The following is a 14907-nucleotide window of genomic DNA, read 5'->3' as shown; positions in this document are numbered from 1 at the left end:
ACTTTGATCCGCGCCATGCGCAACGCTTGTCGGCGCGCCGGGGTCCGTGGCGTAGGAGAAAAGCGCAAGTGCAGCCCGCGCAGGCCCAGATGGCCAACCCCGCGAACGATCGGGTTTATCCTAGGCCGACGCTCTGCGCGCACGACCACAATCACCTCTTTACCCATCGAAAGACCCCATGATTCCACGCCGCCAAGCCCTTCGCCTTTCCCTTGCCACGCTGACCGTGTCGGCGCTTGCCGTGATCAGCGGCTGCGGGATGATGAAACCGTCATCGACCGCCATGCCAGGCGCCAACCTGGTGGCCCTGAGCACCCAGCTGAGCGCCGCCAACGAGGTGCCGCCCAATGCCAGCCAGGCTACCGGAACCGTCGATGCCGTGCTGAACAAGGACACCAACCTGCTGCGCTGGAAGGTCAGCTACACCGGCCTGAGCGGCCCCGTCACGGGTGCGCATTTTCATGGTCCGGCCGCCGTCGGCGCGAATGCCGGCGTGGTGCTGCCGTGGCCCGGCCCCGTCACCAGCCCGATGGAAGGCAGCGCCACCCTGACGCCTGCGCAGGTGGCCGAACTCGTCGCCGGCCGCTGGTATGCCAACATCCACACCGCCGCCAACCCGGGCGGCGAAATCCGGGGCCAGATGATGGTGCGCAACTGATCCTTGATCTTTCAGTTTGCTATTTTTTGCATAGCTGACCATGCCCGTGGGATGTGCGTAAAAAGCCTTTTTTGCTTGAAAATGAATAGGCATCAGCTTTTGCGCATCAATCCTTTCCGCTTTGGGGGGGAACCTGCCCAAGCCCCCCAAATCGAAGCGTGCATGCCGGGTCTGGCCGTCAGGCCCGCTGTTACCAACCGTACCGGAGACCCGCCATGGCATTGCAGGAACAACACGAACTCAACCAGCAACTGGAACAGTTCCGCCTGGCGTTCGACACTGACGACCTGCATGGCGCGCTGCGTTACCTGAACGCCCGCACCACGTTTCGCTACACGGCAATCTACCGGCTTGACGGGCAGATGATGCGCAACATCTATCTGTACGACCGGCAGGGCGAGAACCCGACCAGCTTGTGCGAAGTCCCGCTGGGCGACAGTTTTTGCCAGTTCGTGATGCGGGACAACGGCTTCAACACGGTCAATTCGGCTGATGATGCGCGGCTGCTTGGCCATCCTTACCAGGGTGTCATGAATTCCTATTTCGGCCTTCCGCTGTCGCGCAAGGCCGGCACGATCTTTGGCACCTTGTGTCACTTCGATGTTGAACCCATGATGATTCCTGATGGCGAAATTTCCTTGCTGGAAGCGGTCAGCCCGGTGCTGATGGACCAGCTCGACTGACGGCGATCCAGGGCTTTCAGCCCATCATCGGCGCCTGAAATCGCTCCAGGTGGAGCGCCATGGACTTTCATTTCCAGGGCGTATGCCATTGCGGGCTGACCCCGAGGCCGTTAAAACCTTAAAATCGCCGGTTAATCAAAAATCGCAGGCGTTGTCATTCGGCAGTCCGCGCGATTTCAACCAAGAATCGCCCGCCATGAACGCCCCCATCGATGTCTCCTTTTTCAACCGCGCCGCCAAGCCGCTGACCAGTTACCGCAAGTACTGGGCCGCCCGCTTTGGCACTGCCAAATTCCTGCCGACCAGCCGCGCCGAGATGGATGCGCTGGGCTGGGACAGCTGCGACGTCATCCTGGTCACCGGCGACGCCTATGTGGACCACCCCAGCTTCGGCATGGCGGTGATTGGCCGGGTGCTGGAGGCTCAGGGCTTTCGCGTCGGCATCATTGCCCAGCCCGACTGGCAAAGCGCCGAGCCCTTCAAGGCGCTGGGCAAGCCCAACCTGTTCTGGGGCGTGACCGCCGGGAACATGGACTCGATGATCAACCGCTACACGGCCGACCGCAAAATCCGCAGCGACGATGCCTACACGCCCGGCGACATCGGCGGCAAGCGGCCCGACCGCGCCGCCATTGTGTACAGCCAGCGCTGCCGCGAAGCCTACAAGGACGTGCCCATCATCCTGGGCGGCATCGAAGGCAGCCTGCGCCGCATCGCGCATTACGACTACTGGAGCGACAAGGTGCGCCGCTCCATCGTCGTCGATGCGAAAAGCGACCTGCTGCTCTACGGCAACGCCGAGCGCGCGCTGGTCGAGATTGCCCACCGCCTGGCAGCGCGCGAACCCGTGCAAAGCATCACCGACGTGCGCGGCACCGCGTTCGTGCGTCGCCAGGACGACGAGACGGGCCGGGGCTGGTTCGAGATCGACTCCACGCAGGTCGATGAGCCCGGCCGGGTCGAGTCGCACATCAACCCCTACATGACCACTAGCGAGCAGGCGGCCGGGCAGGGCGCGACCTGCGCCAAGGAAGACGCTGAGAAGGATGCTACTGATAGCATAGCTGTTGGCGCCCTACCAGCAAGCGCTGCAGGCCCATCCGGCTTGAAAAACGAGGTGAATCCGGCGATCAGGCCGCTGACCTTCTTCCCGAATCCCGCGCTCTACGGCAAAGGCAGCCTGAAGGTTCCGCCACGCGACCGCACCGTGATTCGCCTGCCGAGCTACGAGCAGATCAAGGCCGACCCGGTGCTGTATGCCCACGCCAACCGCGTGCTGCACCTGGAGACCAACCCCGGCAACGCCCGGGCGCTGGTGCAGGCGCACGGCGAAGGAACGACCGCGCGCGATGTCTGGATCACGCCGCCACCGATTCCGCTCACCACGGCCGAGATGGACTATGTGTTCGACCTGCCGTATGCGCGCGGCCCGCACCCGAGCTACGCCGACGAGAACGGCCGGCACGACGGCGCGACCAAGATCCCGGCCTGGGAGATGATCCGCTTTTCGATCAACATCATGCGCGGCTGCTTTGGCGGCTGCACCTTCTGCTCGATCACCGAGCACGAAGGCCGCATCATCCAGAGCCGCTCCGAGGAATCGGTAATCCGCGAGATCGAGGACATCCGCGACAAGGTCGAAGGCTTCACCGGCACCATCTCCGACCTGGGCGGCCCCACGGCGAACATGTACCGCCTCGGCTGCAAGAGCCCGGAAATTGAAGCCGCCTGCCGCAAGCCGAGCTGCGTCTACCCCGGTATCTGCCAGAACCTGACCACCGACCACGGCCCGCTGATCAAGATCTACAAGCGCGGCCGTGCGCTGCGGGGCATCAAGAAAATCCTGATCGGCTCGGGCTTGCGCTACGACCTGGCGGTGCAAAGCCCCGAGTACGTCAAGGAACTGGTGCAGCACCACGTCGGCGGCTACCTGAAGATCGCGCCCGAGCACACCGAAGCCGGCCCGCTGACCAAGATGATGAAGCCGGGCATCGGCAATTACGACAAGTTCAAGACCTTGTTCGAGAAGTTCAGCCTCGAAGCCGGAAAGAAGCAGTTTTTGATTCCCTACTTCATCGCCGCCCACCCCGGCACCAGTGACGAGGACATGATGAACCTGGCGATCTGGCTGAAGAAGAACGGTTTTCGCGCCGACCAGGTGCAGACCTTTTACCCCAGCCCGATGGCCACGGCCACGGCGATGTACCACAGCAACAAGAACCCGCTGCGCCGCATCACCCGCGACAGCGAAACGGTCGACATCGTGCGCGGCGACAAGCGCCGCCGCCTGCACAAGGCGTTTTTGCGCTACCACGACGCCAACAACTGGCCGGTGCTGCGCGAGGCGCTGAAAACCATGGGCCGCGCCGACCTGATCGGCAATGGCAAGCACCACCTGATTCCGACCTTCCAGCCGATGACGGACGGCACCTACCTAAGTGCGCGGCGCAAGAACTCGACCGCCACCGTGACGACCAAGGCATCGCCAGTCATCAAGGGCCGGCTGCTGACGCAGCACACCGGGCTGCCGCCACGCGACAACGGCTCTGGCAAGGCGCCGGGCAAGCTGGCGCGCAAGCCGCGCTGAAGCGCTTTGCATTCCGAAAGGCCCTGCGTGTCCGAGGATGCGCAGGGCCTTTTTCTGTTTTTGAAGCCAAATAGCCCTGTAGCGCACGGCTCATAAGCGCGGACAGCTATCGATTAAGTAGCAGGATTTGCAGTTGCGGACTGAACACAAAACCCGCCAGCACGAGGCAGTGAAGCACCACGGTCGCCCAATAAGCGGCCAGAAACGAGGCTTTGCTCGACTTGTGGCGCAGCAGCGCTTGCGCCCACCATGCGCCGGGCCAGCCTCCCAGCAAGGCGAGCAGATGCAATGTGCTTTCAGGCGTGCGCCACCGGCCGGTTTGCGCCGCATGCTTGTCAACCCAGTACATGAAAAATGTCACCAGGTTCAGCAGCAGCGCGATGGGCAGCGCCATGGCGGGCAAACGGCCGGCACGGCTTTCCCAGCCCAGCAGCACGGCCCAGCCGAGCATCAGCAGCAGCGCGGGAGCGGCCGGCCTGGACGGAGCCGTGCGAGTCAACGGCCGGTTGCGGGTGGTCGTGCGACTGCGCGCTTGAGTAGGCGGCATTGCCGCGCGCGCGGTTGCGCGGCTGCCTGTTGCGTCCTGCAAGGACATACCCGCCTGAACCGACATTGCGCGCGGCCCTTTGCCGCCCACGTGGATTTCCTCGAAGGTCACCGGCGTGCCTTCCTGCGGAGCAGCCGCACCCCGAAAGTCCTTGAGATGGAAAAAAATGTCGGCTGGCGTGTCTGGGCTGCGGATAAATCCGAAGGCGCGTGCGCTGTCCCAGCGCACGACTTTTCCTTGTTTTTTCATGTTTTTCGTGATGGGTGTCTGGGTGGAATCAAGCGATCCTTTCGCCTGCGTTCAAGCAAGTTAGCAGGCCAGCTTGACCCGGTTTTCAGTCATCGCTTGCCCAAGTCAATCTTCCAGCGTGAACAGCGGAATATCCTTCTCCACCGCCAGCGCATCGAGTTCGCGGCGCGTGCGCGTCAGCAAAAAGGCGGCGACCGCCTCGTGCGTGGCGGGCTCGAACATCGCCTGCATGCTGGCCGCTTCAATGCTAGCTGCCGCGCACAGCCTGAGCGCGAAGTGCGGCTCCAGCGCGGCCAGCGCCACGCGGCCATCCTGGCACGGATAAACCCGGTAACCCGCATGGCCGCCGCCGATGGCCGCGCCGGGCTGGGTCAGGCCCCAGGCGCGGGGCAGGGCGAGATAGCCCGCCGCGCTGGACAGGGCGATTTCAAGGTAAACGCCTGTGCCCTGGCGGCGCTGGTGCATCACGGCCTGCAGCACCGCTTCGCTGGCCATCAGCGATCCGCCCATGTCGGCGTAAAGCGTGGCGGGCAGGTCCAGGCCGGTGACCAGACCGCTTTCGGCCAGGTAGGTCAGATCGTGACCGGCTTCTTCGCCACGTTCGCCGGGCGCGCCGACGATGGCAACCTGGCTCAGTTGCGGGTGTTGCCGGTGCAGCGCCGGCCACGTCAGCCCCAGTTTGGTAAGTGCCGAAGGGCGAAACGAGGTGATCAGCACGTCGGCTTGCGCCAGCTCGCGGTGCAGCAGCAGCTGGCCCGCCTCGGTCTTCAGGTCCGCCGTCAGCATCTCGATGTGTTCATGCAGCTGGCGGTAAGCGGCCAGGTTGTACTGCTGCATCGGGTCGCCGCCCGGCGGTTCGAGCTTCAGGCAGGCGGCGCCCATCTGGCGGCATCGCATCAGCGCGGCCGGACCGGGCAGGTTGAGCGCCAGGCTCAGGATGCGGACGCCTTGAAGGGGCTGGAAAGCTGCGGGGGCTGTGGGTGTCATATGCTATTAAAGTTGTAGCTGCTTATGCAGGATGGATGAGCGCAAGGGGCAGAAATGACACCTAATTTACCGCAAAAAGGCATGGCCCACGAAAAACGGGCGACAACGCCGCTCGCGCATAGCCGACCGCCGTCGGGCCAGCGGTGCCTTGTTCGCCGGAATCCAGCGGCAGGCCGTGAATTGCGACCACTGCTCCAAGACGGAAAAAGCGCACGGTAAACTCATTGGCCTTTTGGCATCCGCCGCGCCTGACCTTGAATGACCCCCATGCTCCCTGACGAAATTGCCCGGCTGGCTTTGCAAGCCTTCGACCACGCCGTGCAAGCCTCCGGCGCTTTTCGCGACCGGCCCGGCCAGCGGCTGATGGCGGAAAAAGTCGCGCAGACTTTCAGCGTCGCCACGCTGGGCCGCGTCGAGGAAGACGACGACGAGCCCATCCGCGCCATTGCTGTGGTCCAGGCGGGCACCGGGGTGGGCAAGTCGCTGGCTTATTGCGCGCCGGCCATCGCCGCCGCCTTGGCGCGCAACACCCGGGTGATGATTTCGACCGCTACCGTCGCCCTGCAGGAGCAGCTGGTCAACAAGGACCTGCCGGCGCTGGCCGCGCTGATGCCACAGGAATTCAGGTTCGGCCTGGCCAAGGGGCGCGGCCGCTATGTCTGCAAGCTCAAGCTGTCGCGCCACGCGGGCGACGCTGGTGAAGCGTATGACGACGACCTGTTTGCCGATGAACTCGCCGCCGCCGCACCGCTGCATGTGATGGAGGCGCGCGTGGTGTTTTATGCCGCGCTGGTGCGCGATTTGCTAAGTGGCGCCTGGGACGGCGACCGTGACAGCCTGGCCCGCCCGCCCGAATCCGATCTGTGGTCGCCGGTGGCGGCCGAGGCGAGTTCCTGCACCGGCAAGCATTGCCCGGTGTTCAACCAGTGCACCTATTACGAAAAGCGCAAGGAACTGGTCGGCGCGCACGTGATCGTGGTGAACCACGACTTGCTGATGTCCTCGCTCGGTTCGCGCATGCTGCCGGAGCTGGACAACTGCCTCTTGGTGCTCGACGAAGGGCATCACCTGCCGGCCGTGGCGCTCGACCATTTCGCGGCGTCGATGGACCTGAGCCGCACGCTGTGGATCGAAACGCTGGCCAACCGCGCGCGCCGCATCGGCGGCTTGATGACGGTGTCCGAATCGGCCGACGTGCCGCGACTGGCCGCGCAGTTGCGCCAAGGCATGACGGACCTGAGCCGCCTGCTGATGGACCTGCATGGTCAGGCTTTCAAGGAAGCGCGCTCCCAGCAGGGACCGATTCGCTTTCGCCTGCCGCGCGGGGTTCTTCCTGAAGCGCTGGACGAACCGCTGCGGCTGCTGCGCCTGCTGGCGGAAAGCTTTCTGGCGGTGCTCAGCACCATCGCCAAGGCCTTGCGCACCGCCATGCGCGACCAGCCCGACGAAGCGCGGCGACTGTCCATCCTGTATGCCCAGCTGGGCATGCTTTCACCTAGGCTGGAAAAAGTCCAGGCGACGACCGAACTGCTGCTGAAAGCCGCCGAAAACGACCAAGACAGCGTGCCGGTGGCCAAATGGTTCACCTTCGAGACCGGCGAGGGCGGGCTGGACAACGGCCTGGTGGTCATCAAGGCGCATGCCAGCCCGATCTTGCCCGGCAGCACGCTGCGCCAGCATTTCTGGTCGCGGGTGCGCGCGGCGGTCGTCACCTCGGCCACGCTGACCAGCTGCGGGCAGTTCGATTTCTTCCTGCGCGAATCCGGACTGGACAAGGACCCGGCGGCCAGCGCGCTGGAAGTGGCGAGCCCGTTCGACTACGCCAGCCAGGGGCGCTTCGTGACGGTGGAAACGCTGGCCGACCCCCGGCATGCTGAAGCCTTCACGGCAGAAATGGTCGCGTCGCTGCTGGGTGATCTGGCGCTGGTCGAGCACGGCGCGCTGTGCCTGTTCACCTCGCGCGAACAGATGCGCGTAGCGGTGGCGGCGTTGGCGGGCAGGCTGAAGGACACGGTGCTGGTGCAGGGCGAACTGCCGCGCGCGCTGCTGCTCAGCCGCCATCGCGCGCGGGTCGAAGCCGGCGCGGCATCGGTCATCTTCGGCATGCAGTCCTTCGGCGAAGGCCTGGACCTGCCGGGCCAGCTGTGCGAGTCGGTGTTCATCGCCAAGCTGCCGTTCGCGCCGCCGGACGACCCGGTGGGCGAGGCGCGCGCCGAGTGGCTGCGCTCGGTGGGCCGCGACCCGTTCAGCGAGCTGGTGGTGCCAGCCACGGCGATCCGGCTGGCGCAGTGGGCCGGGCGAGCCATCCGCCTTGAAACCGACCGGGCTTTCGTCTATTGCTATGACCGCCGGCTGGTCAGCACCTCCTATGGCCAACGTTTGCTGCAAGGGCTGCCGGCCTTCACGCAGCAGCGTCGCAGCGCTGCTGGCGCGGTGTCGCCGGCCTGAAAGGGTTTGACCGCTCGCAACGGTTGGAGCGTATTCGGTTTGGGCAGTGAACGCATTTTCAAGCATCAGATAAGCTGTTTGCGCATATCCAGCATGCGCAAACAGCTATAAACTCGATAGCAATTGAGTTTCAAGCGCCTTCAACCCATTGATGCAAGGGCGGGGTGCGCTCGGATGAGGTGCGATTTCATTTCGCATGAAAAACGATAACTGCATTGCTTCGCCTTGCCGTGCTGAAATCTGTTCTCCGGTTTCGCATCTTGTTTTTGCATCGAATGCGAAATGGAATTAGGGCAGAAAAGCCGGGCAGGGCATTAAAAAGTTTGGTGCTGCCTAAAGCAGCGCATTTTTACGGACTATAATAATCAACTTGTCGGAGTGTGGCGCAGTCTGGTAGCGCACCTGGTTTGGGACCAGGGGGTCCAAGGTTCGAATCCTTGTACTCCGACCAAAAATCAATAAAAAAGCTCACTTAGTGGGCTTTTTTTATATCTGTCCGTAGCTCAGTTGGATAGAGCATCAGCCTTCTAAGCTGAGGGTCGGGGGTTCGATCCCCTCCGGACAGACCAAATCCTGGTTCACCAAAATCTCCACCACGGGTTCCGATTTTCGCTTCCATTGAGCAGGTTGGCCGGCGAATACTGATCGGTCAGGATTCTGGTGCCAGCGGGCCAGTCGGCTTTGATTGAAAACAGCGGCAGCAACCAGTCCTTTCCCGTTCCAAAATGATTGAGCTTTTGCTCAAGCCGGCCTGCGTTGGCCTGAATTTGCGCCATGGGCGGCAATCCATCATTCTTGGCTAGGATCACACGGTTTTCTGTCTTCAGGTTGTAGAAACCGCCAAACACGCCTGCATAGGTTGCCGATTCGGCATCGTAGAGCCTGGACGATGAAAAGGTGTTGGCCGCCAGCACACCGTCCTTTTCAAGCAATGACTTCACCTCCAGCAGATACTCCCGCGTCAGCATGTGTTCCGGCACATAGACATGGTCAAACGCATCAAGAATCACCAGGTCGTACTTCTTGCCCTGCTTTTGCGCTCGCTTGACAAACACCCGGCCATCCTCGATGGCCACCGCGTTGTCCTTGCCTGGCATGAAACCAAAAAAGCGCTCTGCGACTTTTGCCACCGAAGGGTCCAGCTCGACTGTTTCAATCATTGCCTGCGGAACGATTTTTTTCAATGCGGAAGGCAGGCTGCCGCCGCCCAGACCGATGATGAGGATTCGCTGCGGTTCAGGCTTGAGGTAAAGCGCGCCGAGCAGCATCTTGGTGTAGTTGAGCACCAGTGCATCAGGGTTTTTCAGGGAAATGCAGGTTTGTCGTCCCGTGCCTTGCCGGCCGAACTTCATGCAGCGAAGACCTTGTTCCTCGTACACCACAATGTTGCGGTACAGGGACTTCTCCTGATAGATTTCCTGCGCGCTTGCCACGCTGGCCGTCAGTGCAAGGGCCGCCCCCATCAGCCATTCAGGCAGTCGTCGCATTCCTGACCTTTCCCCGGCGAAACACCAGCCCTGCCATGCCTATCAACAAGGAAATGGCCATCATTCCCCACAAAATCTGGTCCAGCTCGAACAGCAGCACCAGGTAAAAAGACGTCAGCAGCGTGCCCAGCATGCTGCCGAAGGTTGATACAAAAAAGACTTTGCCGGCGACCTTGCCGCTGGTTCCCAACCCGTCGACCAGCAACCGGACGGCATAAGGCGACACAGCGCCAGAAACCGTGATCGGCAGAAAGAAAAGCGCGACCGAGGCGCACAGCGCACCGTAGCGGGGATCGGGCACCCGGTCAAAAATGAATTCCAAAATGGGATTGGCTGCCAGCACGCAGGGAAGGGATGCCAGGACGGCCAGCAGCAGGATGCCGCTCAGTTTTTCCAGGCTTGGCCGGCTGGCGGACAGCGAGCCGCCGATCAAATAGCCGATGGACAGCGACAGCATGAACAGCGTGATGATCGCGCCCCACACATAAATGCCGGTTCCGAAAAACGGCCCCAGCGCCCGGCCCCCGAGCAGCTCAAGCGCCATGACAAAAAACCCCGACCAGCCGGCAAGAAGGTAGACAAAGAATTTATACGCTGTCATCTGGCTGGGCTTTCCAATCGATTGCGCCGCTGTCATGGCGGGTTGTTGTGGCGACGACTGCGTGCACCTGTTGAAACCGTCGCCCATGGAATCATGATACCGGCCGGCCTCGCAAACACGTGCGTCGATGTCACGTATAAGCCAGCAGCCGGCCGCAACCAATCACCGCGATCCACACTGCCAGTGACGCCAGCGCGTGAAGCCGTGCCGTCAGGGGCGCGCTGCGGTCGGCATTCCATGCCGCGACAGAGCGGTAGACTCCCCTGTGAAACAGCAGGGCGTTGATGCCGGCGGCGGCGATCAGTGAAAGTTTGAGCAAGAAGACTTGGTTGTTGGCAAAGTCGTGCGGATGGGCGGAAAACATCATCAACCCGGCCGGCACGATCAGCAACAGGCCGGCAGCCGACCAGGACAGCAAAAACCTGCCCAGTTTATCCACCGGCAGGGACCGTGACCAGCCCAGTACCCGCAGGTCAAACATGGCAACGGCGCCAACCAGCAGCGTGAATCCGGCAATGTGGAATATTTCAACGATGGGATAAAGCCACAGGCTGGTGCGCATGGCATCGGCCAGGAACGTCGATCCGAGCCAGCCCAGCAAGCCGGCCGCTTCCTGCATCAGCGAAGCTCCGTCGTTTTGCCATCGATCGTGATGCGCTCGGCGCGCAATTCGCCGGGATTGTTGCGATTGGGGTATCCGTAGGCTGTTGCACGCTTGCCCGGTGCCAGCATTTCCTGGTTCAGGCCACGGTTTTGCATGCGGCTGGGCGGCGCCAGGACGACTGTCCAGGTCTTGTCCGCCGTTTTGAGCTTGACCACGCCATGCGGATGAACGTAACCGGACTCCTCGATGCTGCCGGCCAGTTCGAGCGGGTGGCCCGTGTCGTATTCGTTCCATCCGTAGTGCGCAAAGGCCTGCGCCGCAAGGAAGATCGAAAGAAACGCAATCTTTTTCATCGCATGGTCTCCTGTGATTCAAGCCGCAATGCAAACCGTCCCGCTGGGCAAAACCCAGGTTTCGCAGGCAAGGGAGCTTGATGCGCTTTTGTAATTCAATGCCGCCCTGCCTGTCAATTATCCAGGCGGCCGATATCGAACTTCAGCGTCTTTGGTATTGCGTGCGGCCAAACAGGATTTCGCGCTCCTTGTCGTCACGAATCGGCTTGCGCAATTCGGCCAGCACTTCGACGCCGCGCCTGACGGCCGGCCTGGCGCTGACCAAGTCGAACCAGGCTTTCAGGTGCAGGTAATCAGCCCAGTCGATGCCCTGGTGATAAATAATAGGGGTGTTTTATGCCTTTTGCGCATATGGAACGGACGCATGATGCTATTTAATTAATAGCAGCATGCGTCCGAAAAAGCGCCCGAGGCAATCAGCAGCCGCGCGTCACCGGCATCTCGACCTCGCGTGCAATAGCCAGGTGCTTAGCCAGTTCGAGCTTGGCCAGCGACGCGCGGTGTACTTCATCCGGTCCGTCGGCCAGGCGCAGCGTGCGCTGGCTGGCATAGGCGTAGGCCAGCGGGAAATCGTCCGACACGCCGCCGCCGCCGTGCGCCTGAATGGCCCAGTCGATGATCTGGCAGGCCATACTGGGCGCAACCACCTTGATCATCGCAATCTCGGCCTTGGCGACCTTGTTTCCCACGGTGTCCATCATGTAGGCGGCCTTGAGCGTCAGCAACCTAGCCTGCTCGATCATGCAGCGCGACTCGGCAATGCGTTCGCGCCAGACCGACTGCGCGGCGATGGGCTTGCCAAAAGCAATCCGGCTGTTGAGCCGCTTGCACATCAGCTCGACCGCGCGCTCGGCAATGCCGATGCTGCGCATGCAGTGGTGGATGCGTCCGGGACCCAGGCGGCCCTGGGCAATCTCAAAGCCGCGCCCTTCGCCCAGCAGCAGGTTGCTGGCGGGCACGCGAACGTTGCTCAAGCGCACTTCCATGTGGCCGTGCGGCGCGTCGTCATAACCAAAAACACTCAAGGGGCGGATCACGGTGACGCCCGGTGAATTGGCGGGAACCAGGATCATCGACTGCTGCTCGTGGCGGCCGGCTTCGGGATTGGTCTTGCCCATCACGATGTACACCGCGCAGCGCGGGTCGCCGGCGCCGGACGACCACCATTTCAGGCCGTTGATGACATAGTCGTCGCCGTCGCGCTCGATGCGGCACTCGATGTTGGTGGCGTCGGAAGAGGCGACTTCAGGCTCGGTCATCAGGAAGGCTGAGCGGATCTCGCCCTTGAGCAGCGGGTCCAGCCATTCGTCCTTGTTGGCTTCCGAGCCGTAGCGAGCGATGGTTTCCATGTTGCCGGTGTCGGGCGCCGAGCAGTTGAAGACTTCAGCGGCAAACGGCACCCGGCCCATGATTTCGCACAGCGGCGCGTATTCCAGGTTGGACAGGCCTTCGGGCGCGCGCGGCGAATGCGGCAGGAACAGGTTCCACAGACCGGCGGCGCGCGCCTTGGGCTTGAGTTCCTCGATCAGCGTGGTAGGAACCCAGGCATTGCCTTTGGCACGGTTCTCGGCGATTTCGCGGAAAAATCGCGCTTCGTTGGGATAAACATGTTCATCCATGAACTTCAACAGGCGCGCCTGAAGCTCTTTTACTTTGGGGGTGTAGTCGAAGTCCATGAAATATCTCCTGAAAGGGCGGGTTGTTATCGGGAAAGGCTTGTTGGCAAAATAGGTGGATCGGTCGGGCGGGCGGTGAATGTGTTGCGCAGCGCGTGTTCAGGCTTGCGCCTTGAGCGCAAAATCCCAGGCCATGCGGGCCAGCAGCGGCGCGCCCGCGGCAGAACTGACCGCCTGCGCGCTGGACGCGGTGCCGGCTTCCACCCGCTTGGCGATGCCTTGCAAGATGGCGGCGATGCGAAACAGGTTGTAGGCGAGGTAAAAATTCCAGTCGGCCTGAAGCGCCCTTGGCGTGCTCAAGCCGGTGCGCTCGCAATACCGGGCGATGTACTCGGCCTCGGTCGGAATGCCCAGGCTGGCCACGTCCAGCCCGCCGATGCCCCGGAAGGCACCGGGCGGAATATGCCAAGCCATGCAGTGGTAGCTGAAGTCGGCCATCGGATGACCCAGCGTGGACAGTTCCCAGTCCAGCACCGCCAGCACTCTAGGCTCGGTAGGGTGAAACAGCAGGTTGTCGAGCCGGAAGTCGCCATGCACGATGGACACCATGCTTTCGTCGCGGGCGCTGGCCGGAATGTTCGCCGGCAGCCATTGCATCAGGCTGTCCATCTCAAGGATCGGCTGGGTGACGGACGCCTGGTACTGCTTGCTCCAGCGGCCGATCTGGCGCTCGAAATAGTTGCCGGGCTTGCCGTAGCTGGCCAGGCCGCGTTCGGCAAATTTGACCTTGTGCAATTCGGAGATGACACGGTTCATCTCGTCGTAGATTTCGCCGCGCTGCGGCGGCGTCATGCCCGGCAGCGATTGGTCCCACAGCACGCGCCCTTCGACAAACTCCATGACATAAAAAGCCCGGCCAATGACGGATTCGTCCTCGCACAGGCAAAACATCTTGGGCACGGGAACGGCTGTGCCCTGCAAGCCCTGCATCACCTTGAATTCGCGTTCGACCGCATGCGCTGACGGCAGCAGTTTGGCGACCGGGCCGGGTTTGGCGCGCATCACGTAACTGGCATGGGGCGTGATCAGCTTGTAGGTTGGATTGGACTGGCCGCCCTTGAAAATCTCAACATCGAGCGGGCCGCTGAAGCCGTCGAGATGCGCGCTCAGGTAGGCGCCAAGCGCTTCAATATCAAACGCCTGGCCGGCGGTGACGGCCCGGGTGCCGACAAAATGGTCAAAGTTGCTCATGGGGTTTGTCTCCTTCGTAGCGGGTCTTGTTATTTTTCAGTATCTGCTTCTGAAATGCGCAACAGCGCCTGTCGGTTGCGCACCACCAGGCCGCCCGGCTCGATGCGGATGGCTTCCTCGCGCTCCATCGCCTTGAGTTCCTGGTTGACCCGCTGGCGCGAGGCGCCCAGCAGTTGCGCCAGTTCTTCCTGCGCCAGTTGCAGGCTGATGCGGGTGTCGTTTCCGTTGGCCAGGCTGGGAACGCCGTAGCTGCGCACCAGGTGCAGCAACTGCTTGGCCAGCCGCGCCCGCAAGGGCAGGGTGTTGAGGTCTTCGACCAAGCCGAACAGCTGGCGGATGCGCCTCGCATGCAGGCGCAGCATGGCTTCGTACAGCTCGACATGCTGATTCAGGATCTTGCGCAGGTCGGCGCGCGCCACGCACAGGGTGGTAGTGGTGCCGTGGGCATAGGCATCGTGGGTGCGTCTTTCGCCATCGAAGATCGCCACATCGCCGAACCAGATGCCCGGCTCGACATAGGTCAGCGTGACCTGCTTGCCGGAAATCGACGTCGAGCTGACGCGCACCGCGCCCATGGCACAGGCGATCCATTCCTCGGGCGGATCGCCGCGCGCCGCGATGAGGTCGCCATCTTTGAATCGTTTGACATAAGCGCATCGGAGGATGTCGTGCCTGAGGGAAGGTGAAAGGGATGAGAACCAGCGGCCGCTGTTGATAGCCGCTCTTTCATCTATCGTAAGAATGGGATCGTCCATGGTCTGTCTTTTGGGTGACTAACAAGGTTTGCATTGTCGCTATCGCGACCTGCAGCGCATATGCCTGCTGTCGCATGGGTG

The 14907-nt window shown here is 62.3% G+C and carries 13 protein-coding genes, 2 tRNA genes and 1 pseudogene; 6 read left to right on the top strand and 10 right to left on the bottom strand.

What is annotated here, in order from left to right; translation table 11 throughout:
• Positions 1-178 precede the first annotated feature (178 nt).
• From ACP7AD_RS09010 to ACP7AD_RS09000, 3 genes are all read left to right on the top strand, one after another.
• Positions 179-658, top strand: a complete 480-nt coding sequence (locus ACP7AD_RS09010; protein WP_426146257.1) for a CHRD domain-containing protein — start codon at positions 179-181, stop codon at positions 656-658.
• A gap of 215 nt (positions 659-873) precedes the next feature.
• A complete protein-coding gene (locus tag ACP7AD_RS09005; RefSeq protein ID WP_426146259.1) occupies positions 874-1341 on the top strand; it encodes a guanylate cyclase in 468 nt (155 codons plus the stop codon).
• 196 nt (positions 1342-1537) lie between these two features.
• Positions 1538-3928 (top strand): YgiQ family radical SAM protein, encoded by a 2391-nt coding sequence (locus ACP7AD_RS09000; RefSeq protein WP_426146261.1) that lies wholly within the window; start codon positions 1538-1540, stop codon positions 3926-3928.
• Between the two features lie 106 nt (positions 3929-4034).
• Here ACP7AD_RS09000 and ACP7AD_RS08995 read toward each other — a convergent pair whose 3' ends face one another.
• Both ACP7AD_RS08995 and ACP7AD_RS08990 read right to left on the bottom strand, forming a co-directional pair.
• On the bottom strand, positions 4035-4724 hold the full coding sequence (locus tag ACP7AD_RS08995) for a DUF1294 domain-containing protein (protein WP_426146263.1): 690 nt from the start codon (positions 4722-4724) through the stop codon (positions 4035-4037).
• A 105-nt stretch (positions 4725-4829) separates the two neighbouring features.
• The gene (locus tag ACP7AD_RS08990) at positions 4830-5711 is read right to left on the bottom strand and encodes a CoA transferase (RefSeq protein WP_426146265.1); all 882 of its coding nucleotides are present in this window, start codon (positions 5709-5711) and stop codon (positions 4830-4832) included.
• A 267-nt stretch (positions 5712-5978) separates the two neighbouring features.
• Between ACP7AD_RS08990 and dinG the strand changes: the two genes are divergently transcribed.
• The 3 genes from dinG (at position 5979) to ACP7AD_RS08975 (ending at position 8728) form a co-directional block, all read left to right on the top strand.
• On the top strand, positions 5979-8159 hold the full coding sequence (gene dinG, locus ACP7AD_RS08985) for an ATP-dependent DNA helicase DinG (RefSeq protein WP_426146267.1): 2181 nt from the start codon (positions 5979-5981) through the stop codon (positions 8157-8159).
• Positions 8160-8533: 374 nt separating this feature from the next.
• Positions 8534-8610, top strand: a tRNA-Pro gene (locus ACP7AD_RS08980).
• Positions 8611-8651: 41 nt separating this feature from the next.
• Positions 8652-8728 (top strand) — tRNA-Arg (locus ACP7AD_RS08975).
• 9 nt (positions 8729-8737) lie between these two features.
• On the opposite strand, the gene ACP7AD_RS08970 is transcribed toward ACP7AD_RS08975, so the two are convergent.
• The 8 genes and pseudogenes from ACP7AD_RS08970 to ACP7AD_RS08935 all read right to left on the bottom strand — a co-directional run bounded on the left by ACP7AD_RS08970 (position 8738) and on the right by ACP7AD_RS08935 (position 14826).
• Entirely contained in the window at positions 8738-9646 is a 909-nt protein-coding gene (locus tag ACP7AD_RS08970) for a spermidine synthase (RefSeq protein WP_426146269.1), read from the bottom strand.
• Positions 9630-10283, bottom strand: a complete 654-nt coding sequence (locus ACP7AD_RS08965; RefSeq protein ID WP_426146271.1) for a fused MFS/spermidine synthase — start codon at positions 10281-10283, stop codon at positions 9630-9632. Before ACP7AD_RS08965 ends, ACP7AD_RS08970 begins: the two co-directional genes overlap by 17 nt.
• A gap of 94 nt (positions 10284-10377) precedes the next feature.
• The gene (locus ACP7AD_RS08960) at positions 10378-10866 is read right to left on the bottom strand and encodes a DUF6644 family protein (protein ID WP_426146272.1); all 489 of its coding nucleotides are present in this window, start codon (positions 10864-10866) and stop codon (positions 10378-10380) included.
• Positions 10866-11204 (bottom strand): DUF6152 family protein, encoded by a 339-nt coding sequence (locus ACP7AD_RS08955; protein ID WP_426146273.1) that lies wholly within the window; start codon positions 11202-11204, stop codon positions 10866-10868. Before ACP7AD_RS08955 ends, ACP7AD_RS08960 begins: the two co-directional genes overlap by 1 nt.
• A 142-nt stretch (positions 11205-11346) precedes the next feature.
• A pseudogene (locus tag ACP7AD_RS08950) lies at positions 11347-11499 on the bottom strand (glutathione S-transferase family protein); the annotation flags it as partial.
• A gap of 121 nt (positions 11500-11620) precedes the next feature.
• Entirely contained in the window at positions 11621-12880 is a 1260-nt protein-coding gene (locus ACP7AD_RS08945; protein WP_426146274.1) for an acyl-CoA dehydrogenase family protein, read from the bottom strand.
• 99 nt (positions 12881-12979) lie between these two features.
• A complete protein-coding gene (locus ACP7AD_RS08940; protein WP_426146275.1) occupies positions 12980-14071 on the bottom strand; it encodes a phosphotransferase in 1092 nt (363 codons plus the stop codon).
• Between the two features lie 29 nt (positions 14072-14100).
• Complete coding sequence (locus tag ACP7AD_RS08935; protein WP_426146277.1) at positions 14101-14826, bottom strand: Crp/Fnr family transcriptional regulator; 726 nt, start codon at positions 14824-14826, stop codon at positions 14101-14103.
• Between the last annotated feature and the right edge of the window lie 81 nt (positions 14827-14907).

It is taken from the genome of Polaromonas sp. DSP2-3-2b2 (assembly GCF_049895905.1).
GTDB lineage: Bacteria > Pseudomonadota > Gammaproteobacteria > Burkholderiales > Burkholderiaceae_C > Polaromonas.
Note: the sequence above shows the minus strand (reverse complement) of the source record. Positions and strands in the feature narration are given on the sequence as shown.

Bases quoted from the DNA above. Each gene is read 5' to 3' on its own strand.
- ACP7AD_RS08960 (WP_426146272.1), bottom strand. From the start codon at position 10,866: ATGCAGGAAGCGGCCGGCTTGCTGGGCTGGCTCGGATCGACGTTCCTG.
- ACP7AD_RS08970 (WP_426146269.1), bottom strand. From the start codon at position 9,646: ATGCGACGACTGCCTGAATGGCTGATGGGGGCGGCCCTTGCACTGACG.
- ACP7AD_RS08945 (WP_426146274.1), bottom strand. From the start codon at position 12,880: ATGGACTTCGACTACACCCCCAAAGTAAAAGAGCTTCAGGCGCGCCTG.
- ACP7AD_RS09000 (WP_426146261.1), top strand. From the start codon at position 1,538: ATGAACGCCCCCATCGATGTCTCCTTTTTCAACCGCGCCGCCAAGCCG.
- ACP7AD_RS08940 (WP_426146275.1), bottom strand. From the start codon at position 14,071: ATGAGCAACTTTGACCATTTTGTCGGCACCCGGGCCGTCACCGCCGGC.
- ACP7AD_RS09005 (WP_426146259.1), top strand. From the start codon at position 874: ATGGCATTGCAGGAACAACACGAACTCAACCAGCAACTGGAACAGTTC.
- ACP7AD_RS08990 (WP_426146265.1), bottom strand. From the start codon at position 5,711: ATGACACCCACAGCCCCCGCAGCTTTCCAGCCCCTTCAAGGCGTCCGC.
- ACP7AD_RS08935 (WP_426146277.1), bottom strand. From the start codon at position 14,826: ATGGACGATCCCATTCTTACGATAGATGAAAGAGCGGCTATCAACAGC.
- ACP7AD_RS08955 (WP_426146273.1), bottom strand. From the start codon at position 11,204: ATGAAAAAGATTGCGTTTCTTTCGATCTTCCTTGCGGCGCAGGCCTTT.
- ACP7AD_RS09010 (WP_426146257.1), top strand. From the start codon at position 179: ATGATTCCACGCCGCCAAGCCCTTCGCCTTTCCCTTGCCACGCTGACC.
- ACP7AD_RS08965 (WP_426146271.1), bottom strand. From the start codon at position 10,283: ATGACAGCGGCGCAATCGATTGGAAAGCCCAGCCAGATGACAGCGTAT.
- ACP7AD_RS08995 (WP_426146263.1), bottom strand. From the start codon at position 4,724: ATGAAAAAACAAGGAAAAGTCGTGCGCTGGGACAGCGCACGCGCCTTC.
- dinG (WP_426146267.1), top strand. From the start codon at position 5,979: ATGCTCCCTGACGAAATTGCCCGGCTGGCTTTGCAAGCCTTCGACCAC.